The sequence below is a fragment of the Cupriavidus cauae genome (genome assembly GCF_008632125.1).
Classification (GTDB): domain Bacteria; phylum Pseudomonadota; class Gammaproteobacteria; order Burkholderiales; family Burkholderiaceae; genus Cupriavidus; species Cupriavidus cauae.
This window is the reverse complement of record NZ_VWRN01000036.1, coordinates 1-22,937: the sequence shown is the minus strand read 5'-3', so window position 1 is coordinate 22,937 and position 22,937 is coordinate 1. Positions and strand designations below refer to the sequence as shown.

The following is a 22,937-nucleotide window of genomic DNA, read 5'->3' as shown; positions in this document are numbered from 1 at the left end:
GCGGCACGCTAGCGGCGCGCCAGCACTTCGGGGTTCAGCACACAAGGCGGCCGGCCGGCATCTGGCCCGGCGCCGAGCGCGGCAATCAGATTGTCGGCGGCGAGATTGGCCATCGCGCGCCGCGTTTTTTCGGAGGCGCTGGCGATATGCGGGGTCAGCACGACGTTGGGCACCTGCAGCAGCGCGGGATGGACCTTGGGCTCGCCCTCGAACACATCCAGCCCCGCGGCGAAGATGCGCCGCTCGCGCAGCGCCTCGGCCAGCGCCGCATCGTCGACGATGCCGCCGCGTGCGAGGTTGATCAGCGTCGCGGTCGGCTTCATCTGCGCCAGTTCGGCCGCGCCGATCGCATGGTGGCTCTGCTCGCTGTATGGCAGCACCAGGATCAGGTGGTCGGACTCGCGCAGCAGTTCGGCCTTGCTGACGTAGCGCGCGCCCAGCCCCTGCTCGATCTCGGCCGGCAGCTGGCTGCGATTGTGGTACAGCACCGTCATGCCGAAACCGGCGGCGCGCCTTGCCAGCGCCTGGCCGATGCGGCCCATGCCGAGGATGCCCAGCTTGCTGCCGTGCAGGTCCATGCCGAGGAACATGTCGTAGGACCAGCGCTCCCATTTGCCGGCGCGCAGGAAGTGCTCCGACTCGGTGACGCGCCGCGCGGTGGCCATCAGCAGCGCCCAGCCGAAATCGGCGGTGGTCTCGGTCAGCACGTCCGGCGTGTTGGTGGCGACGATGCCGGCCGCCGTCAGCGCAGGCAGGTCCAGGTTGTTGTAGCCCACCGCCATGTTGCAGACCGCGCGCAGTTCGGGCAGCGCGCCGATCAGCCCGGCGTCGATGCGGTCGGCGGCATTGGAAAGCACACCGGCCTTGCCGGCCAGGCGTGCCTTCAGCGCGGCGGCGTCGAGCGGCACGTCGGGCTGGTTGTGGTCGACCTCGAAATACTGCGCGAGGCGTTCGATCACATCGGGGAAGATCGCCCGCGTGACCAGCACGGCCGGACGCGGCGAGGAAGATTGCGCTTGGGATTGCGGTTGGGATTGCGAAGCCATCGTGAACCTCAGACGCGGAAGAACAGCAGGGTCATCACCCCGAACAGCGGCACCAGGATGCCGCAGGACCACAGCATATAACCGAAGAAGCTCGGCATGCGCACGCCGCGGTCCTCGGCGATCGCCTTGACCATCAGGTTCGGCGCATTGCCGATATAGGTGTTGGCGCCCATGAATACGGCGCCGGCCGAGATCGCCGCCAGCGTGGTGGCGTCGCGCGTCATCAGCGTGGCCGCGTCGCCGCCGGCGGTATTGAAGAACACCAGGTAGGTCGGCGCATTGTCGAGGAAGGACGACAGCAGGCCGGTGGCCCAGAAGTACATGCTGTCGATCGGCTGGCCGTTGCTGTCGCTGACCGCGCGGATCACGCCGGCGAAGGCACCGTCGGTGCCCGCCTTCAGCATCGCGATCACCGGGATGATGGTCAGGAAGATGCCGGCGAACAGCTTGCCCACTTCCAGGATCGGATCCCAGTTGAACTCGTTGCCGGCGCGCGCGCTGTGCGGCGTGATCGCCAGCGACACCAGCGCCACCACCACCAGCGCCACGTCGCGCACCAGCGCCTGCAACGGCACGACGGTGCCCATCACGTCGAACGCGATATCCGATTGCCACAGGCCGCTCATCAGCACCAGCGCCATGATCGCCAGCAGCAGCGCGAAATTGGCCTTGCCGTCGATGCGGATGCCGCGCGAATCCGGCGTCGGATCGAGCCGCGGCGGCAGTTCCTCCTCGCGATTGAGGAAGTAGTGGCGATCGACGAAATAGAAGATCACCAGCAGCGCGATGCACAGGAACAGCGTCTGCGGAAAGATATGGCGCGTGGTCCAGAAGAATTCGACGCCCTTCAGGAAGCCGAGGAACAGCGGCGGATCGCCCAGCGGCGTCAGCGAACCGCCCGCATTGGCGACCAGGAAGATGAAGAAGACCACCACGTGCGCGACATGGCGGCGGTTGTCGTTGGCGCGCAGCAGCGGACGGATCAGCAGCATCGCCGCGCCGGTGGTGCCCATCACGCTGGCCAGGCAGGTGCCGAGCGCGAGGATGCCGGTGTTCAGCTTCGGCGTGCCATGCAGGTTGCCCTGCACGCAGATGCCGCCCGCGACGATATACAGCGCGCCGATCAGCACGATGAACGGAATGTACTCGGCCACCAGCGCATGCACGACGTTGGCCGTGGCGGCATGCATGCCGAATGCGAGCGCGAACGGCACCAGGAACAGCAGGCCCCAGCCGGCCGCGACCTTGCCGAAGTGGTGATGCCAGAAGCGCGGCGCCAGCAGCGGAAACAGCGCGATCGACAGCAGGATGCCGGCGAAGGGCAAGGCCCACTGCGGCCCCAGCGCGGCGCCGTCCAGTTCGGCGGCGCCGGCCAGCGCGGGGAACATCGCCAGCATGGCCGGCAGCGCCAGCCGGGGCGCGTTGGACAAGCGCGGCGCGAGGGCGGACTGCATCGTGTTCGGTCTCCTGTTATTGCTGTTTGTTGGAAGTGGGTCGAATGCGGGATGCCCGTCGTTGTATCGGGGCCGGCGCGACGGGATGCGGCGCGGGAGAGCAGGACGGGCGTCGCGTGCCGTGGCGCAGCGATATTCAGGCCGGCTCAACCACGCTCAACCACGCTGCGGCACGCACGAAAACCGTTCCGGCACGCACCTGCACGTCAACGCGCCCTCAGGCCTGTTCGACCAGCACCACGTGCACGCGATACGGCCCGTGCGCGCCCAGCACGATGGTCTGCTCGATATCGCCGGTACGGGACGGGCCACTGATGATGTTGGTCGCGCGCGGCAATTCGCCCCGCTCGGCGCGCACCAGCGCGAAGGCTTCCTCGAGGTCGGCGACGATGCGGCCGGCCGGCACCACCGCGATATGGGTCTCGGGCAGCAGCGCGCCGGAGGCGAAGGTTTCCGGCCCCGACAGCAGCATCAGCGAACCGGTCTCGGCGATCGCGCAGAAGCAGCCGGTGATGCCGACCAGATCGCCATGGTCGCGGTCGGCCTCCGGATCGCGCAGCGGCGGCCGCGCTTCGACCGCGATGCCCTGCGCCTGCCAGTCGAGCGCGGCGAGCGCGGGCCAGGCGACCGCGCGCGGGGGCAGCGCCAGTCCGCTCAGATAGTGCGCCACCGCCGCCGGCACGTCGGCCAGCGTGGCAACGCGCTCGACCGTCGAGGCCATCTTGCGCGCCTGCACGCTGAACGCTTCGACCAGATCGCCCGCCACGCCGGGACGCGGCCCTTGCGGATGGCGCGCCAGGTAGTCGGCCACCGCCTCGCGCTCGCCTCGGGTCGGTTGCGCCGGCCGCCCCTGGGCGGCACGGATACGGGCGAAGATGCGGTCGCGAGCGGAATCGGTATTCATGGTGCGGACGATCGGTGTCGGGAGGCCGGGGCAGCGGGCATTATAAGTCCCCCTGCCCGCGGCTTTCGCCGAAACGCAGCGGGAAGCGGCCGCCGGACGCAACAGCCGGAAGCCGCCGCCCGAAGCTGCCGCCCGAAGCTGCCGCCCGAAGCCGCCGCCCGAAGCTGCGTCCGGAAGCGGCGGCGGAAAGCAGCGGCGGAAAGCGGTTGCGGAAACCGGCCAGGATCAGGCCGGCTCGACGCCGAACACCTGGCGCAGATAGCCAAGGTAGGCCGGGTCGTCGCACATGGTCTTCTCCGGCGTGTCCGACAGCTTGGCGACCGGCTGCCCGTTGCAGCGGACCATCTTGATGACGATCTGCAGCGGCGTGTAGCCCAGGTCGTTGGTCAGATTGGTGCCGACGCCGAACGCCAGCCGGCAGCGGCCGCCGAAGCGTTCGTACAGCTCGATCACGCGCGGGATATTGAGGTTGTCGCTGAAGATCAGCGTCTTGCTGCGCGGATCGACGCGGTTCCTGCTGTAGTGCTCCAGCATCCGCTCGCCCCAGGCCACCGGATCGCCCGAGTCGTGCCGCACGCCGTCGAACAGCTTGCAGAAGTACAGATCGAAGTCGTTCAGGAAGGCATCGAAGCCGTAGGTGTCGGACAGCGCGATGCCGAGGTCGCCGCGATATTCGCGCGCCCAGGTCTCCAGCGCGAACACCTGCGAATCGCGCAGCCGCGGCCCCAGCGACTGGCAGGCCTGCAGGTATTCGTGGGCCATGGTGCCGAGCGGCGTCAGGTTGTGCTTGCGGGCGAAATGCACGTTGCTGGTGCCGGCCAGCTGCGGTCCCAGCAGTTGCTGCATCGACGACAGCACCTCCTCCTGCCAGTCGCGCGAGAAGCGCCGGCGCGTGCCGTAGTCGGCGATCACGCAGTCGTCGCGGCCCGGCATGCGCAGCAGCGCCAGCTTGTCGACCAGCCGGCGCCGGCCCTCTTCCCAGTCGGGCTGCGGCTGGGTATGGCGGAAGTACACCTCGTTGACGATCGCCAGCAGCGGGACTTCGAACAGGATGGTATGCAGCCACGGGCCGCGGATCGTGATGTCGATTTCTCCCGGATGCGTCGGCGACGGGTTCACCGACACGTATTTGGCGTTGAGCTGGAACAGGCCGAGGAAATCGACGAAATCGCTCTTGATGAAGCGGAAGCCGCGCAGATATTCCAGTTCGTCCTCGGTGAAGCGCAACTGGCACAGCAGTTCGATCTGCGCGCGGATCTCGTCCGCGTACGGCGTCAAATCCACGCCGGCATTGCGGCATTTGAAGCGGTACTCGACCTGGGCCGCCGGAAAATGATGCAGCACGACCTGCATCATCGTGAATTTGTAGAGGTCGGTGTCGAGCAGAGATTGAATGATCATGGCGTAACCCGCACAAGTGTGCCGAATCAGGCCCACATGCTAACCCATCGGGCGACCTCGTCGCGCATGGGGCCAATGCGCGACGGCGGCCCATACCGGACCAAAGCGGCCACCGGGTCGACCCGCGCACCAACGCCGAACAGAGCCGCATAAAGAAATAAGAAAACTATCTGATTCGGCTATATAGGGCCGCTGTGCGGCACGAACGGGTCGGCTACAATACCGATCTTTGAAAGGCCGCGGTCGACGCTCGTCCCGCGTGTGCGTGCGCTGTACGGGAACAAGCGCGGACACAAGCACGGGGCACAAGTACCGGCACAAGCGGCCAAAAACAGTCTCCCATCGAAGCCGATCCGTTTTCCTGGAACCGAAATGACTCACGTTGTCACCGAATCCTGCATCCGTTGCCGCTATACCGACTGCGTTGACGTGTGTCCGGTTGATTGTTTCCGCGAGGGCCCCAATTTCCTCGCGATCGATCCGGACGAGTGCATCGACTGCGCGGTGTGCGTCGCCGAGTGTCCGGTCAACGCGATCTATGCCGAGGAAGACGTGCCGGGCGACCAGCAGCAGTTCATCGAACTGAACGCCGAACTGGCCCGCAGCTGGCCTTCGATCACCAAAACCAAGGCCCCGCTGCCCGAGGCCGAGGAATGGAAGGACGCCACCGGCAAGCTGCAATACCTGGAACGCTGAGCCGACGCGCCAGCCACCCCCACCCGATAGCGACAAAGAGAAGGCCGTCTCCACGCGCTTTCCCGCAATGCCGGGCACCCCGTGCCCCCAAACGTATCAGGACGCATATGGACTTGAGCATCCCCAACCCCGTCGCGGACACCACCAATCAGGTCGGCGGCAACGCTGGCGGTGGCCAGCCCCTCGAAATCGACGCGCTGATCGTCGGCGCCGGTCCGGTCGGCCTGTTCCAGGTCTTCGAACTCGGCCTGCTCGAGATCAAGGCGCACGTGATCGACTCGCTGAAGGTCGTCGGCGGCCAATGCGTCGAGCTGTATCCGGACAAGCCGATCTATGACATCCCGGCGGTGCCGATCTGCACCGGCCAGGAGCTGACCGACAACCTGCTCAAGCAGATCGAGCCGTTCGAGCCGACCTTCCATCTCGGCCAGGAAGTCTCGGTGGTCGAGCGCCAGGAGGACGGCCGCTTCTTCGTCGAGACCTCGCTCGGCACCCGTTTCCTGACCAAGACCATCTTCATCGCCGCCGGCGTCGGTTCGTTCCAGCCGCGCACGCTGAAGGTCGAGGGCCTGGACAAGTTCGACGGCAAGCAGCTGTTCTACCGCGTCAAGGATCCGAGCCGCTTCCACGGCCGCAACCTGGTGATCGTCGGCGGCGGCGACTCGGCGCTGGACTGGACGCTGGACCTGGTCGGCAAGGCCGAGTCGGTCGTGCTGATCCACCGCCGCGACGGCTTCCGCGCCGCGCCGGCCTCGGTCGCCAAGATGAAGGAACTGTGCGAGCAGATGGAGATGCAGTTCATGGTCGGCCAGATCAGCGGCTACGAGGAAAAGGACGGCGTGCTGACCGAGATCAAGGTCACCGGCGGCGACGGCGTGACGCGCCGCATGCCGCTGGACGATCTGCTGGTGTTCTTCGGGCTGTCGCCCAAGCTCGGCCCGATCGCCGAGTGGGGCCTGGACCTGGAGCGCAAGCAGATCAAGGTCGATACCGAGAAGTTCGAGACCAATATCCCGGGCATCTTCGCGGTCGGCGACATCAACACCTATCCGGGCAAGAAGAAGCTGATCCTGTCGGGCTTCCACGAGGCCGCGCTGGCCGCCTTCGGCGCCGCGCCGTACATCTTCCCCGAGAAGAAGATCCACATGCAGTACACGACGACCTCGCCGAAGCTGCACAAGATCCTGGGCGTCGAATCGCCGGTGTTCGACTGAGCCGATGCTCGACGGAGCGATGCATGGCCAACGCCGGGCATCGTCTCGCAGGTCTGTTGAAGAACCGCCTTCGGGCGGTTTTTCATTGCCTCCCGCAAATTCTTCTTGGCATTCCGCTCGCCCGCCGTCTATAATGCGCCCCTCGCCAACGCACATTCGCGGCACCGGATCGGCCCCAGGGCTTCCGACCCAACGAATGCGCAGGCAGGCCGGACACTTCGGCGCGGCGTTTTGCGGATGACGCAACGACAACAAAATGTCGAAACGTTGTTGACGAAGTAACGAGAAACTGGCTATAATCCTTTTCTCAGCTGTTCCCCGATAGCTCAGTCGGTAGAGCGACGGACTGTTAATCCGCAGGTCCCTGGTTCGAGCCCAGGTCGGGGAGCCAAAGAATAAAAGGCCCGCCATCCGAGATGGCGGGCCTTTTCACTGGTGCGCTGGCATCCTGCGTGACCGACCCTGTCGCGACTCGCACGCCCACCCTTCCGGTCCACTGCCCCGCCATGCTTGCGGGGTTTTGCCAACACCCAGCTCCGCGGGTATCGGCAGCGAGCACAGGCTCGAGGCTGCCGAGGCTCACCGTTCCACCCCGCCGCAGCAGCGGCACCCCGAAGGACAAGCTTTGACCAAGATCGTTTTGAAGCCGGGCGAACCGGTTGACGTCGCCATGCGGCGATTCCGCCGGGCCATTCTGCAAAATGGCCTGATCGTCGAACTGAAGAGCCGCACGGCCTACGAGAAGCCGACCACCGAGCGCAAGCGCAAGAAGAAGGCCGCCGAGTCGCGCCTGCGCAAGCGTCTGCGCATGCAGATGCTGCCGAAGAAGATGTACTGATCGTCTTCGACTGCCGGGAGTCCCGCGGGCGCGGCGCATCGTCCGCCGCGTGACCCCCGTTGCTGTCCCGTTCTCCCACCGCCCGGGAGAACGCGCACTCCCCCGGGGAGCGCCCTCTCGTCCAGCCATCTGGCCGACGACACCCGCTGCGCCACCCATCCCCACAGCCGATATCGGCCCCCTGCCCCGGCTGCTACAGTACGTTCCTGTTGTCTCGCCCCAGGAATCGTTTCCGCATGCCTTCCGGATCTTCCCGTCCGTCTTCACGTCGGTCTTCTCGTCCGTCACCCAGCCTGACAATCGGCCCGTCGCAGTGGCGTCTCGCCTTCTGGCTATGCCTGTGCGCCGTGCTGACACTCGCGCTGATGCCGCCGACGACGCCGATGCCGACCACCGGCTGGGACAAGAGCAACCACCTGCTGGCGTTCGCCACGCTCGGCGTGCTCGGATGGAGCGCCTATCCGGCGCGGCCATGGGCCGTGCCGCTCGGCTTGCTGGTCTATGGCGGACTGATCGAGTGGCTGCAGTCGATGACGCCCTACCGCTCCGCCGACGCCATCGACATATTGGCCGACGCGCTGGGCCTCGCGCTGGGGTGGCTGCTGCACGGACTGGTGCGTGCGCTGATGCGCCGCCTGCGGGCACGACGCGCGGCCTGACGGGGCCTGGCCGGCATAACCGGCATAAACGGCATAGCGGGCCTGGTGAGCCTGGCCCCCGGCCGGATTGACCGACGCCCTGCTGCGGCGCGCCAAGGACCGATCGCAAGCAGATCGGCATAATGGCGGGATTGCGCCAGGCGCGCTTCACCGGAACGCTGCGTTGACTGCCATTCTCGAATTGCGCCACGTGCGCAAGCAATACGGCAACACCGTCGTCGTCGACGATCTGAGCCTGCAGGTGCAGCGCGGCCAGTGCTTCGGCCTGCTGGGCCCCAACGGCGCCGGCAAGACCACCACGCTGCGCCTGCTGCTCGGGCTGACCACGCCGGCCTCGGGCGAGCTGACGCTGTGCGGCGAACCGGTTCCCGCCCGCGCGCCGCAGGCCCGCATGCGCGTCGGCGTGGTGCCGCAGTTCGACAATCTCGACCCGGACTTCACCGTGGTCGAGAACCTGCGCATCTTCGGCCGCTATTTCGGCCTGTCGGCCGCCGAGATCGAACGGCGCGTGCCGATGCTGCTCGAATTCGCCCGCCTGGAAAACCGCGCCGACGCGCATGTGCGCGACCTGTCCGGCGGCATGCGCCGGCGCCTGACGGTAGCGCGGGCGCTGATCAACGATCCCGACCTGCTGGTGATGGACGAGCCGACCACCGGGCTGGACCCGCAGGCGCGCCATCTGATCTGGGACCGGCTCAAGTCGCTGCTGGCCGCCGGCAAGACCATTCTGCTGACCACCCATTTCATGGAGGAGGCCGAGCGGCTGTGCAACTATCTGTGCGTGATCGACGGTGGCCGCAAGATCGCCGAAGGCAAGCCGCATGAGCTGATCGACCGGCAGATCGGCTGCGACGTGGTCGAGGTCTATGGCGAGGAACTGGACGCGCTGCGCGAGCGCTTGGCGCCGCTGGCCGAGCGCACCGAGAAGAGCGGCGAGACGCTGTTCTGCTACGTGCGCGAGCCCGAGCCGCTGCTTGCGGCGCTGCACGGCAATGGCGGCATCCGCTACCTGCATCGCCCGGCCAATCTGGAGGATGTGTTCCTGAAACTGACCGGCCGCGAGATGCGGGATTGAACGCCTGACCGGCCTGCCCGCAGCCGAGCCGCAGCCAGCTTGACGCTCACCCGCACCGAGCCCTCAACGACCCCGCAACCCATCCGCAGCCCACCGCCACGCACCGAACCATCGAGGAAACCATGAGCGAACGAGACCCGGACCCGGGCAACGACGGCAAGCTGGCCACCGCGGCGGCGGCGTCCGGCGGCGCGACCCTCACCACGCGGCGCTATCCGCAGCCGCTGTGGCCGCTGAACCTGCGCAACTGGACCATGGTCTGGTATCGCAACTACCGCGTCTGGCGCAAGCTGGCGATCCCGTCGATGATCGGCAACCTGGCCGATCCGATGATCTACCTGTTCGGCCTGGGACTGGGGCTCGGCCTGCTGGTCGGACGCGTCGACGGCGTCTCGTACATTGCCTTCCTCGCCGCCGGCACCACCGCCTCCAGCGTGATGATGTCGGCCAGCTTCGAGTCGATGTATTCGGCCTTCTCGCGCATGCACGTGCAGCGCACCTGGGAGGCCATCATGCACGCGCCGCTGACGCTGGGCGACGTGGTGCTCGGCGAGGTGCTGTGGGCGGCCAGCAAGGCCGTGCTGTCGGGCGTGGCGATCATGCTGGTGGCCAGCGCGCTGGGCTATGCGCAGATGCCGAACGCGCTGCTGGCGCTGCCGGTGATCGCGCTGGCGGGCATCGCCTTCGCCAGCCTGGCGATGATCGTCACCGCGCTTGCGCCCAGCTACGACTTCTTCATGTTCTACCAGACGCTGGTGATGACGCCGATGCTGCTGCTGTCGGGCGTGTTCTTTCCGCTGGAACAGCTGCCGCCCGGCGTGCAGGCCGCCACGCAGGCGCTGCCGCTGGCGCACGCGGTGGCGCTGATCCGGCCACTGATGCTGGATCGCCCGGTCGACCAGGTCGGCCTGCATCTGGCCGTGCTGGCCGCCTATGCGGCGGTGGCCTTGGTGGTGGCGCTGATGCTGCTGCGCCGGCGGATGCTGCGGTAGGGAGGGCGCCCCGCGTGCTGGGGGACACGCCATGGAAAAAGCCGGCCCTGGGGCCGGCTTTTTCCTCGTCGATCGAATCGAGCGAATTAAGCGAATCGATTGGATCGCGCGAATCGAGCGAATCGAGCGAATCGAGCGAATCGAGCGGGTCGGGCGGGTCGAGCGCGTCGAGCGCGTCGAGTAGGTCGAGCGCGTCGAGTCAGTGAAGCTTAGTCGCCCAAGCCGCGCAGCAGATCCGCCTTCAGGTCCTCGACCGACTCCAGCCCCACCGCCATGCGGATCAGGCCCTCGCCGATGCCGGCCGCGGCCTTGGCCTCGGGGCTGACGCGTGCGTGCGTGGTGGTGTACGGATGCGTCACGGTGGTGCGCGTGTCGCCCAGGTTGCCGGTGATCGAGCACAGGCGCGTGCTGTCGATCACGCGCCAGGCGTTGGCGCGCTGCTGTTCCGGCGTCGCGCCCTTCAGTTCGAACGACACGATGGCCCCGCCGCCGCTCTGCTGGCGCATCGCGATGTCGTGCTGCGGATGCGACTTCAGCGCGGGGTGATAGACCCGTGCCACCGCCGGATGCGATTCGAGGAACTGGGCCAGCGCCAGCGCGCTGGCCGAATGGCGCTCCATGCGGATCGCCAGCGTCTCCATGCCCTTGAGCATCACCCAGGCGTTGAAGGCGGACAGCGTCGGGCCGGCGGTCCGCACGAAGGGGAACACCTTGCCCATGATGAAGTCGTGCTTGCCCAGCACCGCGCCGCCGAGCACGCGGCCCTGGCCGTCGATATGCTTGGTCGCCGAATGCACCACGAGGTCGGCGCCGAAGCGCAGCGGCTGCTGCAGCGCCGGCGAGCAGAAGCAGTTGTCGACCACCAGCAGCGCACCGGCGTCGTGCGCGATATCCGCCACCGCGGCGATGTCGGCCACCTCCGTCAGCGGGTTCGACGGCGTCTCGAGGAAGAACAGCTTGGTGTTCGGCTTGACCGCGGCGCGCCAGCCGGCCAGGTCGGTGCCGTCGACGAAGGTGGTCTCGACGCCGAACTTGGCGAAGATGTTCGAGAACAGCGTCATCGTCGAGCCGAAGATCGCGCGCGAGCTGACGAGGTGGTCGCCGGCCTGCATCGACGACAGCACCACCGACAGGATCGCGCTCATGCCCGAGGCGGTCGCCATGCAGGCCTCGGCGCCTTCCAGCGCGGCCAGCCGCTGCTGGAACATGCTGACGGTCGGATTGGTGAAGCGCGAGTAGGTGTAGCCCTCTTCCGAGTTGGCGAAGCGCTCGGCCGCCTCGGCGGCGCTGCCGAAGCAGAAGCTCGACGTCAGGTACATCGCCTCGGAATGCTCCATGAACTCGCTGCGCAGCGTGCCGGCGCGCACGCCGAGCGTATCAATGCCGAGGGAGTCGAGGTCGAGCGGGTCGTTCATGGTCGGGGCAATCGTGGGTAGCGATGGAATGGCTCCCCTCCCCCGCGCGCGGGAGAGGGGTTGGGACAGGGAGAAACCGGCGGGCCTTACTCGTTGCCGCCCGAGCGCTGCAGATGCAGCTGCGAACGCTCGGTATCGCCGCCGCCTTCGCGGTCGGCTTCGCTGCGTGCGGTCTCGAGGCGGTCCAGATAGGCCTCGTCGATATCGCCGGTGATGTACTTGCCGTCGAAGCACGAGGCCTCGAAGTCCTTCAGCGCCGGGTTGATGTCGCGCACCGCCTGCTTCATCGCCTCGACGTCCTGATAGACCAGCTGGTCCGCGCCGATCATGCGGCAGATCTCGTCATGGCTGCGGCCATGCGCGACCAGCTCGCTGCGGGTCGGCATGTCGATGCCGTAGACGTTGGGGAACTTCACCGGCGGCGCCGCGGACGCGAAGATCACCTTGTTGGCGCCCGCATCGCGCGCCATCTGCACGATCTCGAACGAGGTGGTGCCGCGCACGATCGAGTCGTCGACGATCAGCACGTTCTTGCCCTTGAACTCGACGCCCATCGCGTTGAGCTTCTGGCGCACCGACTTCTTGCGCACCGCCTGGCCCGGCATGATGAAGGTGCGGCCGACATAGCGGTTCTTGAAGAAGCCCTCGCGATAGTTCAGGCCAAGCTTGTTGGCGACCTGCATCGCCGCCGGCCGGCTCGAATCGGGAATCGGCATCACCACGTCGATATCGCCCGCGCTGACTTCGCTGCGGATCTTCTCGGCCAGGTAATCGCCCATGCGCAGGCGCGCGTCGTAGACCGGCACGCCGTCGATGCACGAATCCGGCCGCGCCAGGTAGACGTATTCGAAGATGCAGGAATTGAGCAGCGGATTGTCGGCGCACTGCTTGGTGTACAGCTTGCCGTCCAGGTCGATGAAGATCGCCTCGCCCGGCGCCACGTCGCGCTCGAGCTTGTAGCCGATGCCTTCGAGCGCCACCGATTCCGACGCGACCATCCATTCCTTGCCGGTCGCCGTCTCGATGCTGCCCAGGCACAGCGGGCGGATGCCGAACGGATCGCGCACGGCCAGCATGCCGTAGCCGGCGATCTGCGCGGCGATCGCATACGAGCCTCGCACGCGGCGGTGCATGCCCGCCACCGCGGCGAAGATGATCTCGGGATCGAGCGAGGTGCCGTTGCTGGCGCGCTGCAGCTCGTCGGCCAGCACGTTCAGCAGCACCTCGGTATCCGAGTGCGTATTGATGTGGCGGCGATCGCGCCGGAACATCTCCTCGCGCAGCTGCTGCCAGTTGGTCAGGTTGCCGTTATGCGCCAGGATGATGCCGTACGGCGCATTGACGTAGAACGGCTGCGCCTCTTCCTCGCTGGAGGCCGAGCCCGCGGTCGGGTAGCGCACCTGGCCGATGCCCGCCGCGCCCGGCAGGCCGCGCATGTTGCGCGTGCGGAACACGTCGCGCACCAGGCCGTTGGCCTTGTGCATGTGGAAGGTGCTGCCGTTGGCGGTCGCGATGCCAGCGGCGTCCTGACCGCGATGCTGCAACAGCAGCAGGCTGTCGTAAATCAACTGATTGACGGGCGTGGCAGACACCACACCGACGATACCGCACATGCCAAGCTCCCAGGAAAGGCTTTGATTCGGCGCGCCCTGCGCGCTGCCGACGGCAGACCAGGCGCGAAAAGTTCATGCCGGGCGCGCGCCCGGCCTCAGGTTCTGACGTATTTGGCGATTTCCGGCGGCAACCAGGGCCGCAGCGACTCCATCGCGGCGATGACATAGGGGCGCGACACCGCGTCGCGCCAGAAAGGTTCGTCGGGCATCTTGGTGAAGCCGGCCAACGTGACCAGCAGCATCACCACCAGCGCGCCGCGCGCCACCCCGAACACCAGTCCAAGCCCGCGATCCGCCGGCTTCAGGCCGGTGGTTTCCAGCAACTGGCCGATCACCGCGCCGGCCAACGCCGCGGCAATCACGGTGCCGAAGAACAATACCGCGAATCCGGCGGCGCTGCGCGCGAGCGCGCCGCCGGGCAGCGACTCGGGCATCCATTGCGTCGCGACGCCGACATAGTTGTAGGCCACGAAAAAGGCCGCGATCCACCCCACCAGCGACAGCAGTTCGCGCATCAGGCCGCGCAGCGCGCCGACCAGCCCCGAGGCGACCAGCACGAACACGACCGCGTAGTCGAAGAACGTCAGCTGCATTCCCGCGAGCACCGCCGTCCGCCGCCGCTCAGAGCTCGACCACGCGGGCCGTCAGGCCGGTGGCGCGGACCCGCTTTTCGGCGGCATCGGCGGCATCACGGTCCGAGAACGGGCCGGCGCGCAGCAGGATGCGTTCGCCGTCGGCCAGCGCCTTGCGTTCGATATATGCGGGCACCTTGTTCGCCTTCAACTTGCTCATCCACTGCCTGGCCTTGTCCTCGGTCGAGAAGGCGCCGACGAGGATCACGTATTTGCCGCTGCCGGACGATTTGGCTTCGGCCTTGTCGGTTTTCGATTCGGCCTTCGATTCCGCCTTGGGATCGGGTTTCGCCTCGGCCTGGCGCGCCGCTTCGGTACGCTCGGCCGGCTTTTCCGGCGCCTTGTCGGCCGCGCGGGCCGCCGGTGCGCTGACCAGTTCCTCGCCGGCATCGAGCGCCTGCGCATCGAGGCGCGATTGCTGCTGCGGCGCCAGCGGCGCGGCCTTGCGCGGTTCCGGCCTGGCCTGCGCCTCGCCCTGGCCACCGCTCAGGCGCACCGCGATCTGGTCGGCGGCGGGACGCGGCTCGGTCTCGAAGACGATCGGCAGCACGATCACCGCGGCCACCGTCATCACCAGCGCGCCGATCAGGCGACGCCGCGCGCGTTGCTTCTGGGGGAATTCCGGGTCCAGCATGTCGTCCGCATAGTCGTCGCCACCGCGGTCGCCACCCCGGCGCATGTCGCGGCTGCCGGCACGCGCGCCGGCTGCTCCGGCGTCGGCGCTGCGGGCGCGCCGTGCGCGCTCCGGTGCCGCGTCTTTGCCCTTGCGGAAGGAAAACAGCGAAAGCAGGCCCATAGATTGGTTCGGTGCGGGCGGCAGGCGCGGCCGCCCCTTGAGTTTGTCGCTCGACCGCGGCGCGTGCCCGGCAGTGCCCCGGAAGTGTCCCGGGAAAACGGTGCGGCAGGCTAGTTGGCCTGGGTCGCCCGGTACGCCATCACGCCGGCCACGGTGTAGAACGATCCGAAGACCAGGATTCTATCATTCTCGGTGGCACGCTCGATGGCGTCCCGATAGGCCGCCTCGGGGCTGGCGAAGCACGCCGCGGTGGCGTCCGGGCCCGGCCGGAAGCCGCCCTGCTCCAGGTGCTCCAGCAGGTCCTGGGCGCTGGCCGCACGCGGCGTCGGCAGGTCGCACAGGCACCAGTGATCGACCTTGTCGCTCAGGTGGCGCAGCACGCCGGCGATGTCCTTGTCCGCCATCGCGCCGAACACCGCGTAGGTGTAGCGGAAGAAGCCCATGTTCTCCAGGCTCTGGCCCAGCGTGGCGGCGGCATGGGGGTTGTGGGCGACATCGAGGATTACGGTCGGACGCCCCGCCATCACCTGGAAGCGGCCCGGCAGATCGACGAAGGCGAGCCCGTTGCGCACCTCCTGCGCGCTGACCGGCAGCCGGTCGCGCACCGCCTGCAGCGCGGCCAGCGCGGCCGACGCATTCAGCAGCTGGTTGGCGCCGCGCAGCGCCGGATACCCCAGCCCATTGAGCTTGCGCCCGCGGCCGCTCCAGTCCCACTGCAGGCGCTCCTGCCCCTTGGCGGCCTGGTGCTGGAAATCGCGCCCGACCAGCCACAGGTCGGCGCCGATCGTCTCGGCATGCTGGACCAGCGAGGCCGGCGGCATCGGGTCGCCGCAGATCGCCGGCACATGCGGGCGGAAGATGCCGGCCTTCTCGAAGCCGATCTTCTCGCGGGTATCGCCCAGGTACTGGGCATGGTCGATATCGACGCTGGTGACGATGGCGCAGTCGGGATCGAACACATTGACCGCGTCGAGCCGGCCGCCCAGCCCGACCTCGAGGATGATCGCGTCGAGCTGCGCGGCGGCGAAGGCATGGACGATCGCCAGCGTGGTGAACTCGAAATAGGTCAGGCTGACCGGGTCGGCGAAGCTGGTGCGGGCGCGCTCGACCGCCTCGAAATGCGGCAGCAGCTGCGCGTCGGTCGCCATCTCGCCGTTGATGCGCGCGCGCTCGTTGAACGACAGCAGATGCGGCGAGGTATGGCAGCCGACCTTGTAGCCCGCCTCCAGCAGGATCCGCTCGAGCATCGCGCAGGTCGAGCCCTTGCCGTTGGTGCCGCCCACGGTGAACACCAGCGCGTCGATGCGCAGGCCGAGCGCTTCCTTGACCCGGCTGATCCGTGTCAGGCCCATGTCGATGCCGACCGGGTGCGCGGTTTCGAGGTGGGCCAGCCACTCGGGCAGGGAGGAGAAGATAGGCATGATGCTGCTGTGATGTACTGCGGTTCGCGCCCGGTTACCCCAGGCGTCCCATGCGGTTTCCTCCCCTCTCCCGCTTGCGGGACAGGGGTTGGGGGAGAGGGCGGCTCAACACCACCCCTCTCCCCAACCCTCTTCCCCTGAGGGGGAGAGGGAGAACACCCTGCGGCGAACCATACTATCCAATGAAAAACGCGGACCAGGTCCGCGTCGTCAAACCATCCTTCGGCGATCGGGGTCCGTTCAGGCCACCGCGTCGGCCGGCTGCTTCTGCAGCAGCGCCAGCAGTTGCGCAAGCTCGGCACGCAGCTTGCGCCGGTCGACGATCATGTCGATGGCGCCCTTCTGCAGCAGGAACTCGGCACGCTGGAAGCCTTCGGGCAGCTTCTCGCGCACGGTCTGCTCGATCACGCGCGGGCCGGCAAAGCCGATCAGCGCCTTCGGCTCGGCGATCACCACGTCGCCCAGGAAGGCGAAGCTGGCCGACACGCCGCCCATGGTCGGGTCGGTCAGCACGCTGATGAACGGCAGCTTGGCGGCCGACAGCTTGTTGAGCATCGCGGTGGTCTTGGCCATCTGCATCAGCGACAGCAGGCTTTCCTGCATGCGCGCGCCGCCGGTGGCGGTGATGCAGATGAACGGCACCTTCTGCTCGAGCGCGGCCTGCGCGCCGCGCGCGAAGCGCTCGCCGACCACCGAACCCATCGAGCCGCCCATGAAGGCGAATTCGAAGCAGCTGACCACCACCGGAATGGTATGGATCGCGCCGCCCATCACCACCATCGCGTCGGTCTCGCCGGTCTCGTCCATCGCCGCCTTGATGCGGTCCGGATACTTCTTCGAGTCCTTGAACTTGAGCGCGTCGACCGGCACGATTTCCTGGCCGATCTCATAGCGACCCTCGGCGTCGAGCAGCGAATCGAGCCGCTCGCGCGCGCGGATGCGCATATGGTAGTCGCACTTGGGGCAGACATGCAGATTGGCCTCGACGTCGGTCCGGTACAGCACGGACTCGCACGACGGGCACTTGACCCACAGGCCCTCGGGGATGCCCTTGCGGGACGAGGGGTCGGTCTGTTGAATCTTGGGGGGCAGGAGTTTATCCAACCAGCTCATCAAAACGCTCCTTTCGGATAAGGCCGCGGCCTGGCGCATCGCGAAGTGATATGGCGCACGCGCGCGCAGGTGGCAGGCCCGGCCATCGGCCAAGGCGGCGAATGTACCACGGGCGCCGCACAAGGGCCGAGATTCTGTGCCGCGGAAGGCAGGAATCGGCGGCCGTCGACGGGGAAATGTCGCCAGAGCCCGCCGATGGCCGCCGATATGAGGCTAATACATCACGCCTTGGCGTCCAGCGCCGTGCGGATCTCCGCGATGAACGAACGCAGCGATTGTACCGCCTGTTCCCGCGGCGCTTCCTCCAGCAGTTGCACCAGCCGGCTGCCGATCACGACCGCGTCGGCCACGCTGGCGATCGCCCGCGCGGTCTGCGCGTCACGGATGCCGAAGCCGACGCCGACCGGCAGGTTGGCGTGGCGCTTGATCACCGGCAGGCGCGCGGCGACGCTGTCCAGGTCCAGCGCGCCCGAACCGGTCACGCCCTTGAGCGACACGTAGTACAGGTAGCCGCTGGCCACCTTGGCGACCTGCGCGATGCGCGCATCGGTGGTGGTTGGCGCCAGCAGGAAGATCGGATCGATGCCGTGCTCGCGCATCAGCTGGGCAAACGACTCGCACTCCTCGGGCGGGTAGTCGACCACCAGCACGCCGTCGACGCCGGCCTCACGAGCGGCCTGCGCGAACGCGCGCTCGCCCATCCGCTCGATCGGGTTGGCATAGCCCATCAGCACCACGGGCGTGCCGGCGTCGCGCTGGCGGAATTCGCGGACCCAGCCCAGCACCTGGGTCAGGCTGACGCCGTTGGCCAGCGCCCGCTCGGACGCGCGCTGGATCACCGGGCCGTCGGCCATCGGGTCGGAGAACGGCACGCCCAGCTCGATCACATCGGCGCCGCCCTCGACCAGCGCATGCATCAGCGCGACCGTCAGGCCGGGCTCGGGATCGCCGGCGGTGATGAAGGGAATCAGGCCCTTCCTGCCTTGTGCGGACAGCGCCGCGAAAGTCGATTGGATGCGGGACATGGTCAGGATGCGAGGTGGGGCAGCGCGTCCGCCGGACCGGCGTCGTTGGCGGCTGCCGGGGTAGACGGGGTAGACGGAGCCGAGGCGGCGATCGCGGCGACGGAGGCATTGGCGGCGGCTTGGGAGGCGGCTTCCGCGGCAGCTTCGGCCGCCTCCGCCGCCGCGGCGGCATCGGGCCGCGCCAGCGGCATCACCGAGGCGACGCGCGCCCGCGCGACATCGACATAGTCGGGATTGATCTCGAAGCCGACGAAGCGGCGCCCATGCCGGGCGCAGGCCACCGCGGTGGTGCCGCTGCCGGTGAACGGATCGAGCACCAGCCCGCCGGGCGGACAGCTGGACAGCACCATCCGCTCGACGATCTGCAGCGGCTTCTGGGTCGGATGGTCGGCGCGCTCCGGGTCCTGCCGATGGATGCGCGGCACGCTCCACAGGTCCTTCGGGTTGTAGCCGACCTCCAGCCACTTCTTGCCCTCGAAGCGCGGCCGGCTGCGCGCCTTCTTGGTCTCGGCGTCGTACGGCACGCGCACCGAGTCCAGGTCGAAGTAGTAGTCGCGCGCCTTGGCGAAGAAGCCGATGTTGTCGTGCACCGACGAATACTTGCGCGTGGTGCCGCCCATGCTGGGCACGCGCCGGTCCCAGATGATCTCGTTGACCATCGTCAGCCGGCGCTTGAGCATCACGAACAGCTCGGGCGAGTACTGCCAGGTGCAGAACAGGTACAGCGAGCCGCGCGGCGACAGTTTGGGCACCACCGCGTCGATCCAGCGCTCGGACCATTCCAGATAGGCCTGGCCCGACAGCCGGTCCGAATCGTTGCCGTAGTCCTTGCCGAGCCCGTAGGGCGGGTCGGCGACCACGAGATCGATCGAACCGTCGGCCAGCCGGCGCACGCCGTCGAGCACGTCCTCCTGGTACAGCAGGGCCGGCAGCGCCGGCGCGGCGGTCAGCGCGATCGCGTCGCCGCCGCCGACCGTCGGCGTCGTGGTATCCGCGGCGGCGGCGCCCGGTGCGGCTTCGGGAAGCGTGCGCATCAGAGCGTCAACCCCGCACGTTCGGCGACCGTGTGCATGTCCTTGTCGCCGCGCCCGGACAGATTGACCAGCAGCAGCTTGTCCTTGGGCAGCGTCGGCGCCAGCTTGCACGCGTAGGCGATCGCATGGCTCGATTCGAGCGCCGGGATGATGCCCTCGATCCGGCAGCAATCGTGGAAGGCGCGCAGTGCCTCGTCGTCGGTGATGCAGACGTACTCGGCGCGGCCGCTGTCCTTGAGCCACGCGTGCTCGGGACCGACGCCCGGATAGTCCAGCCCCGCCGACACCGAATGCGTCTCGATGATCTGGCCGTTCGGATCCTGCAGCAGATAGGTGCGGTTGCCGTGCAGCACGCCGGGGGAACCGGCGCTGAGCGACGCAGCGTGCCGGCCGGTGTCGATGCCGTCGCCGGCCGCCTCGACGCCGATCAGCCTGACGTCCTGGTGGTCGATATACGGATAGAAGATGCCCATCGCGTTGGAGCCGCCGCCGATGCAGGCGATCACCGCATCGGGCTGCCGGCCGGTCAGCTCGGGCATCTGCACCTTGGCCTCCTCGCCGATCACGCACTGGAAATCGCGCACCATTGCGGGATACGGGTGCGGGCCGGCGACGGTGCCGATGATGTAGAAGGTGTTCTCGACGTTGGTGACCCAGTCGCGCATCGCCTCGTTCAGCGCGTCCTTCAGCGTCCTCGAACCGCTCTCGACCGGCACCACGGTGGCGCCGAGCAGCTTCATCCGGTAGACGTTGGCGGCCTGGCGCTTGATGTCCTCGGCGCCCATATAGACCACGCACTCCATGCCGAAGCGCGCGGCGATGGTGGCGGTAGCCACGCCGTGCTGGCCGGCGCCGGTCTCGGCGATCACGCGCGGCTTGCCCATCTTCCTGGCCAGCAGGGCCTGGCCGATCACGTTGTTGATCTTGTGCGCGCCGGTGTGGTTCAGGTCCTCGCGCTTGAAGAAGATCTGCGCGCCGCCGAGCGTCTCGCTCCAGCGCTGCGCATGGTAGATCGGCGACGGCCGGCCGACGAAGTGCTTCAGCTCGCGGCGGAATTCGGCGTCGAACGCGGCGTCGTTCTTCAGGCCGGCATAGGCCTCGCGCAGTTCGTCCAGCGCATGGGTCAGGGTCTCGGAGACGAAGGTACCGCCATAGGGGCCGAAATGGCCGCGGGAATCGGGCAGGTTGTACATGAGTGGGGCTTCCGGGTGGCGCGGCCGTCCTCGATGGATCGGCCGCGGCAGGGGAACAGGGTGGCTTGCGGGACCGGCGCGATGTCTGTCATCGGCGCCGGTCGGTCGCCAGGCTCAGGCGGCGTGGTTGGCATCCGCGGCGCGCACCGCGCGCACGAAGTCGGCGATGCGGGCGGGATCCTTGACGCCCTTGGCCGCCTCCACGCCGCTGCTGACATCGACGGCGTAGGGGCGCACGCGCTCAATCGCGCCAGCCACGTTTTGCGCGTTCAACCCACCACTCAAAACGATGCGAGGAGCGGCGCTTGCGGTTCGATTGCCGTTGCATGGTGATGTGCTGGGGCTAGGCGCAATCCATCCGGGAGGGATCAGGGTCCAGTCGAAGGCGTGGCCGCCGCCGCCATAGCCTTCGACGAAGGCATCGAGCAGGATGGCCGCGGCGTCACGATATTGATCGCCGAATTCTACCAAATCGAGGCCGGGGCGCACACGCGCGGCGCGCAGGAACGGCAGCCGGCAGCGCTGGGCGGCGCGCGCGCAGTCCTGCGCGCTCTCGTCGCCGTGGAACTGCAGCAGCGACAGCGGCACGCGCTCGGCCACGTGGGCGATGTCCTCGGCGTCGGCATTGACGAACAGGCCGACCACCGCGACAAAGGGGCCGGCGGCCTCGGCCAGCGCCGCGGCGCGGGCCACGTCGACATGGCGGGGACTGCCGGGATAGAACACCAGCCCGATCGCATCGGCGCCGGCGTCGACCGCCGCGCGCACATCGTCCTCGCGCGTCAGCCCGCAGATCTTGATGCGGGTGCGCGGGCGGACCGGCACAAACTCGGCCGGCGCAGCGGCGGGCGCGGCTGCGGCGCCGGGCGCGCTAGTTGGCGAAGGCATCGGCAAACACTCCATGAAACAGGCTGCCGGCCGGATCGGCGGCCGGAATGCCATAGGGCTCAGGATACCTGACCCCGGCCAGATACAGGCCGTCCGGCATGAAGGTGGGCGCGGCCATGCTGCGCTGGCGCGAGGCCAGCACCTCGGCCAGCCACGAGGCCGGATAGCGACCCCGCCCCACCGCCACCAGGCAACCCATCAGGTTGCGGACCATGTGGTGCAGGAAGGCGCTGGCGCGAAAACGCAGGAACACCCAGTCGCGGTCGGCGTGGATGCGGATCTCGTACATCGTCTTGACCGGCGACTTCGCCTGGCATTCGGCGGCGCGGAAGGCCGAGAAATCGTGCTCGCCGATCAGGCAGGCGGCGGCCTCGCGCATCGCGTCCACGTCGAGCCGCTTGCCCGGCGGCAGCATCAGGTAGCCGGCGCGGCCGTGCACCAGCGGCGCGCGGTGCGGTCCGGTATAGAGCGCGTAGTAATAGGTCCGCTCGAAGGCGGCAAAGCGCGCGTGAAACGCCTCGTCGACCGGCTTGGCCCATTGCAGCGCGATCGTCGGCGGCAGGAAGGCATTGACGCCGCGCACCCAGGAGAACGGTTCGCGCGACAGCACGGTATCGAGATGGATCACCTGCCCCAGCGCATGCACGCCGGCATCGGTGCGCCCCGCCACGGTGGTCGGAAGCCGCTCGCCGGCGAAGCGGGCGATGGCGTCCTCCAGCACGTCCTGCACGGTATTGCGATGCGGCTGGGACTGCCAGCCGGAGAAGGCGGTGCCGTCGTAGTGGAGGCCGAGGGCAAGACGGGTCATGGATGCGAGGTTACGGACGCGGGGGCGTGTCGGCGGGCTTGTCGGGGGGCGCCATGATATCAGGCGAGCCCTTGCGGGGCCGGTCGCCCGGGTCGTTGGCGTCGTTGGCGTCGGCGTCGGCCGCGTCGGCGGCATCTGCGGCATGGCGGCCGGCATCCCCGCCGGCATCGAGGTCGAGCGAGATCCCGCCGAGGTCGAAGGCCAGCGGGCGGGGTGTGGGGGCGGCGGCGCGGGCGGTGCGCGATACGCCGCCGGCGCCCTCGTCGCCGTCATTGACCTGGATGCCCTCGTTGCCCTCGTTGCCCGCGTCTGCCTCGATGTCCTCGATGTCCTCGATGTCCTCGATGTCCTCCATGCCCTCGTCGGCCTCGATGCCCTCGCCAGCCTCGTCGCCCTCGCGGGCCGCGATCGAGGGACCGGCGAAGGCCTGCGCCGCGGACGCCGGTGCCGCGATGGGCTGGTCACCGGCGGGCGCCGGGAAGGCGTCCAGCGGCAGGCTCAGGCCGGTCAGCGCGAGCGGCGCACCGGCGAGGATGTCGTCGCCCGAGCGGGGCACGCCCGGCTCTCCAGCCAGCGGCCGGCGCTGGCGGCGATACAGCGCGTAGCCCCCCAGCAGCGCGATCGCCAGGCCGCCGCCCGGCAAGGTCCACGGGCTCTGCAGCAGCGTGTCGAACCAGGAGGCCGAGGCGCGCAGCGGGGAGGCGGCGGGGGTGGAGGCGG

22 protein-coding genes, 1 tRNA gene and 1 pseudogene are annotated in these 22,937 nt (G+C 68.2%); 8 read left to right on the top strand and 16 right to left on the bottom strand.

The annotated features are described in order from the left end of the window. Positions 1-8 precede the first annotated feature (8 nt). The 4 genes from F1599_RS14945 to pncB all read right to left on the bottom strand — a co-directional run bounded on the left by F1599_RS14945 (position 9) and on the right by pncB (position 4,805). Positions 9-1,046 carry a 2-hydroxyacid dehydrogenase gene (locus F1599_RS14945; protein ID WP_150083594.1) on the bottom strand — a complete coding sequence of 346 codons (1,038 nt, stop codon included), beginning with the start codon at positions 1,044-1,046 and terminating at the stop codon, positions 9-11. An 8-nt stretch (positions 1,047-1,054) separates the two neighbouring features. Continuing rightward, positions 1,055-2,500 carry a sodium:proton antiporter gene (locus tag F1599_RS14940; protein ID WP_150083593.1) on the bottom strand — a complete coding sequence of 482 codons (1,446 nt, stop codon included), beginning with the start codon at positions 2,498-2,500 and terminating at the stop codon, positions 1,055-1,057. Between the two features lie 217 nt (positions 2,501-2,717). Continuing rightward, a complete protein-coding gene (locus F1599_RS14935) occupies positions 2,718-3,404 on the bottom strand; it encodes a LutC/YkgG family protein (protein WP_149317014.1) in 687 nt (228 codons plus the stop codon). A gap of 225 nt (positions 3,405-3,629) precedes the next feature. Then, on the bottom strand, positions 3,630-4,805 hold the full coding sequence (gene pncB / locus F1599_RS14930; RefSeq protein WP_149317013.1) for a nicotinate phosphoribosyltransferase: 1,176 nt from the start codon (positions 4,803-4,805) through the stop codon (positions 3,630-3,632). Between the two features lie 372 nt (positions 4,806-5,177). On the opposite strand from pncB, the gene fdxA reads away from it, so the two are divergent. The 8 genes from fdxA to F1599_RS25870 all read left to right on the top strand — a co-directional run bounded on the left by fdxA (position 5,178) and on the right by F1599_RS25870 (position 10,463). After that, on the top strand, positions 5,178-5,501 hold the full coding sequence (fdxA, locus tag F1599_RS14925) for a ferredoxin FdxA (protein ID WP_006578043.1): 324 nt from the start codon (positions 5,178-5,180) through the stop codon (positions 5,499-5,501). Positions 5,502-5,608: 107 nt separating this feature from the next. Beyond that, a complete protein-coding gene (locus F1599_RS14920; protein ID WP_149317012.1) occupies positions 5,609-6,715 on the top strand; it encodes an NAD(P)/FAD-dependent oxidoreductase in 1,107 nt (368 codons plus the stop codon). Positions 6,716-7,030: 315 nt separating this feature from the next. After that, positions 7,031-7,106 (top strand) — tRNA-Asn (locus F1599_RS14915). 234 nt (positions 7,107-7,340) lie between these two features. Beyond that, the gene (gene rpsU / locus F1599_RS14910) at positions 7,341-7,553 is read left to right on the top strand and encodes a 30S ribosomal protein S21 (protein ID WP_006578041.1); all 213 of its coding nucleotides are present in this window, start codon (positions 7,341-7,343) and stop codon (positions 7,551-7,553) included. Between the two features lie 347 nt (positions 7,554-7,900). Further along, entirely contained in the window at positions 7,901-8,212 is a 312-nt protein-coding gene (locus F1599_RS14905; protein ID WP_223819660.1) for a VanZ family protein, read from the top strand. Positions 8,213-8,375: 163 nt separating this feature from the next. Next, positions 8,376-9,287, top strand: coding sequence for a nodulation factor ABC transporter ATP-binding protein NodI (nodI, locus tag F1599_RS14900; protein WP_149317010.1), 912 nt, complete (start codon positions 8,376-8,378; stop codon positions 9,285-9,287). A gap of 122 nt (positions 9,288-9,409) precedes the next feature. Continuing rightward, positions 9,410-10,279: an ABC transporter permease gene (locus F1599_RS14895; protein ID WP_223819659.1), complete on the top strand. Its 870-nt coding sequence runs from the start codon at positions 9,410-9,412 to the stop codon at positions 10,277-10,279. A 31-nt stretch (positions 10,280-10,310) separates the two neighbouring features. Beyond that, entirely contained in the window at positions 10,311-10,463 is a 153-nt protein-coding gene (locus F1599_RS25870) for a hypothetical protein (RefSeq protein WP_187829113.1), read from the top strand. Between the two features lie 25 nt (positions 10,464-10,488). Here F1599_RS25870 and F1599_RS14890 read toward each other — a convergent pair whose 3' ends face one another. The 12 genes and pseudogenes from F1599_RS14890 to F1599_RS26260 form a co-directional block, all read right to left on the bottom strand. Beyond that, a complete protein-coding gene (locus tag F1599_RS14890) occupies positions 10,489-11,694 on the bottom strand; it encodes an O-succinylhomoserine sulfhydrylase (protein WP_149317009.1) in 1,206 nt (401 codons plus the stop codon). A gap of 86 nt (positions 11,695-11,780) precedes the next feature. After that, positions 11,781-13,307, bottom strand: coding sequence for an amidophosphoribosyltransferase (gene purF / locus F1599_RS14885; RefSeq protein WP_149317008.1), 1,527 nt, complete (start codon positions 13,305-13,307; stop codon positions 11,781-11,783). 95 nt (positions 13,308-13,402) lie between these two features. Next, positions 13,403-13,900 (bottom strand): CvpA family protein, encoded by a 498-nt coding sequence (locus F1599_RS14880; RefSeq protein ID WP_149317007.1) that lies wholly within the window; start codon positions 13,898-13,900, stop codon positions 13,403-13,405. 28 nt (positions 13,901-13,928) lie between these two features. Further along, positions 13,929-14,735, bottom strand: a complete 807-nt coding sequence (locus tag F1599_RS14875) for an SPOR domain-containing protein (RefSeq protein ID WP_149317006.1) — start codon at positions 14,733-14,735, stop codon at positions 13,929-13,931. A gap of 110 nt (positions 14,736-14,845) precedes the next feature. Continuing rightward, positions 14,846-16,156 (bottom strand): bifunctional tetrahydrofolate synthase/dihydrofolate synthase, encoded by a 1,311-nt coding sequence (gene folC / locus F1599_RS14870; protein WP_150083592.1) that lies wholly within the window; start codon positions 16,154-16,156, stop codon positions 14,846-14,848. A gap of 240 nt (positions 16,157-16,396) precedes the next feature. Next, on the bottom strand, positions 16,397-17,269 hold the full coding sequence (gene accD / locus F1599_RS14865) for an acetyl-CoA carboxylase, carboxyltransferase subunit beta (protein ID WP_150083591.1): 873 nt from the start codon (positions 17,267-17,269) through the stop codon (positions 16,397-16,399). Between the two features lie 221 nt (positions 17,270-17,490). Then, positions 17,491-18,294: a tryptophan synthase subunit alpha gene (gene trpA, locus F1599_RS14860; RefSeq protein WP_149317003.1), complete on the bottom strand. Its 804-nt coding sequence runs from the start codon at positions 18,292-18,294 to the stop codon at positions 17,491-17,493. 2 nt (positions 18,295-18,296) lie between these two features. Then, positions 18,297-19,328, bottom strand: coding sequence for a DNA-methyltransferase (locus tag F1599_RS14855; RefSeq protein ID WP_150083590.1), 1,032 nt, complete (start codon positions 19,326-19,328; stop codon positions 18,297-18,299). Next, positions 19,328-20,521, bottom strand: a complete 1,194-nt coding sequence (gene trpB, locus F1599_RS14850; protein WP_150083589.1) for a tryptophan synthase subunit beta — start codon at positions 20,519-20,521, stop codon at positions 19,328-19,330. The genes F1599_RS14855 and trpB overlap by 1 nt, the downstream gene beginning before the upstream one ends. A 114-nt stretch (positions 20,522-20,635) precedes the next feature. Further along, the gene (locus tag F1599_RS14845; protein ID WP_149317000.1) at positions 20,636-21,409 is read right to left on the bottom strand and encodes a phosphoribosylanthranilate isomerase; all 774 of its coding nucleotides are present in this window, start codon (positions 21,407-21,409) and stop codon (positions 20,636-20,638) included. Beyond that, positions 21,393-22,217, bottom strand: coding sequence for a tRNA pseudouridine(38-40) synthase TruA (gene truA / locus F1599_RS14840; RefSeq protein ID WP_150083588.1), 825 nt, complete (start codon positions 22,215-22,217; stop codon positions 21,393-21,395). The genes F1599_RS14845 and truA overlap by 17 nt, the downstream gene beginning before the upstream one ends. A 10-nt stretch (positions 22,218-22,227) precedes the next feature. Further along, positions 22,228-22,937: pseudogene (locus F1599_RS26260) on the bottom strand (hypothetical protein); the annotation flags it as partial.

What these genes read in the sequence shown, in the direction of transcription:
- F1599_RS14945 (WP_150083594.1), bottom strand. Translation starts at nt 1,046, where the DNA reads ATGGCTTCGCAATCCCAACCGCAATCCCAAGCGCAATCTTCCTCGCCG.
- F1599_RS14940 (WP_150083593.1), bottom strand. Translation starts at nt 2,500, where the DNA reads ATGCAGTCCGCCCTCGCGCCGCGCTTGTCCAACGCGCCCCGGCTGGCG.
- F1599_RS14935 (WP_149317014.1), bottom strand. Translation starts at nt 3,404, where the DNA reads ATGAATACCGATTCCGCTCGCGACCGCATCTTCGCCCGTATCCGTGCC.
- pncB (WP_149317013.1), bottom strand. Translation starts at nt 4,805, where the DNA reads ATGATCATTCAATCTCTGCTCGACACCGACCTCTACAAATTCACGATG.
- fdxA (WP_006578043.1), top strand. Translation starts at nt 5,178, where the DNA reads ATGACTCACGTTGTCACCGAATCCTGCATCCGTTGCCGCTATACCGAC.
- F1599_RS14920 (WP_149317012.1), top strand. Translation starts at nt 5,609, where the DNA reads ATGGACTTGAGCATCCCCAACCCCGTCGCGGACACCACCAATCAGGTC.
- F1599_RS14895 (WP_223819659.1), top strand. Translation starts at nt 9,410, where the DNA reads ATGAGCGAACGAGACCCGGACCCGGGCAACGACGGCAAGCTGGCCACC.
- F1599_RS25870 (WP_187829113.1), top strand. Translation starts at nt 10,311, where the DNA reads ATGGAAAAAGCCGGCCCTGGGGCCGGCTTTTTCCTCGTCGATCGAATC.
- F1599_RS14890 (WP_149317009.1), bottom strand. Translation starts at nt 11,694, where the DNA reads ATGAACGACCCGCTCGACCTCGACTCCCTCGGCATTGATACGCTCGGC.
- purF (WP_149317008.1), bottom strand. Translation starts at nt 13,307, where the DNA reads ATGTGCGGTATCGTCGGTGTGGTGTCTGCCACGCCCGTCAATCAGTTG.
- F1599_RS14880 (WP_149317007.1), bottom strand. Translation starts at nt 13,900, where the DNA reads ATGCAGCTGACGTTCTTCGACTACGCGGTCGTGTTCGTGCTGGTCGCC.
- F1599_RS14875 (WP_149317006.1), bottom strand. Translation starts at nt 14,735, where the DNA reads ATGGGCCTGCTTTCGCTGTTTTCCTTCCGCAAGGGCAAAGACGCGGCA.
- folC (WP_150083592.1), bottom strand. Translation starts at nt 16,156, where the DNA reads ATGCCTATCTTCTCCTCCCTGCCCGAGTGGCTGGCCCACCTCGAAACC.
- accD (WP_150083591.1), bottom strand. Translation starts at nt 17,269, where the DNA reads ATGAGCTGGTTGGATAAACTCCTGCCCCCCAAGATTCAACAGACCGAC.
- trpA (WP_149317003.1), bottom strand. Translation starts at nt 18,294, where the DNA reads ATGTCCCGCATCCAATCGACTTTCGCGGCGCTGTCCGCACAAGGCAGG.
- F1599_RS14855 (WP_150083590.1), bottom strand. Translation starts at nt 19,328, where the DNA reads ATGCGCACGCTTCCCGAAGCCGCACCGGGCGCCGCCGCCGCGGATACC.
- trpB (WP_150083589.1), bottom strand. Translation starts at nt 20,521, where the DNA reads ATGTACAACCTGCCCGATTCCCGCGGCCATTTCGGCCCCTATGGCGGT.
- F1599_RS14845 (WP_149317000.1), bottom strand. Translation starts at nt 21,409, where the DNA reads ATGCCTTCGCCAACTAGCGCGCCCGGCGCCGCAGCCGCGCCCGCCGCT.
- truA (WP_150083588.1), bottom strand. Translation starts at nt 22,217, where the DNA reads ATGACCCGTCTTGCCCTCGGCCTCCACTACGACGGCACCGCCTTCTCC.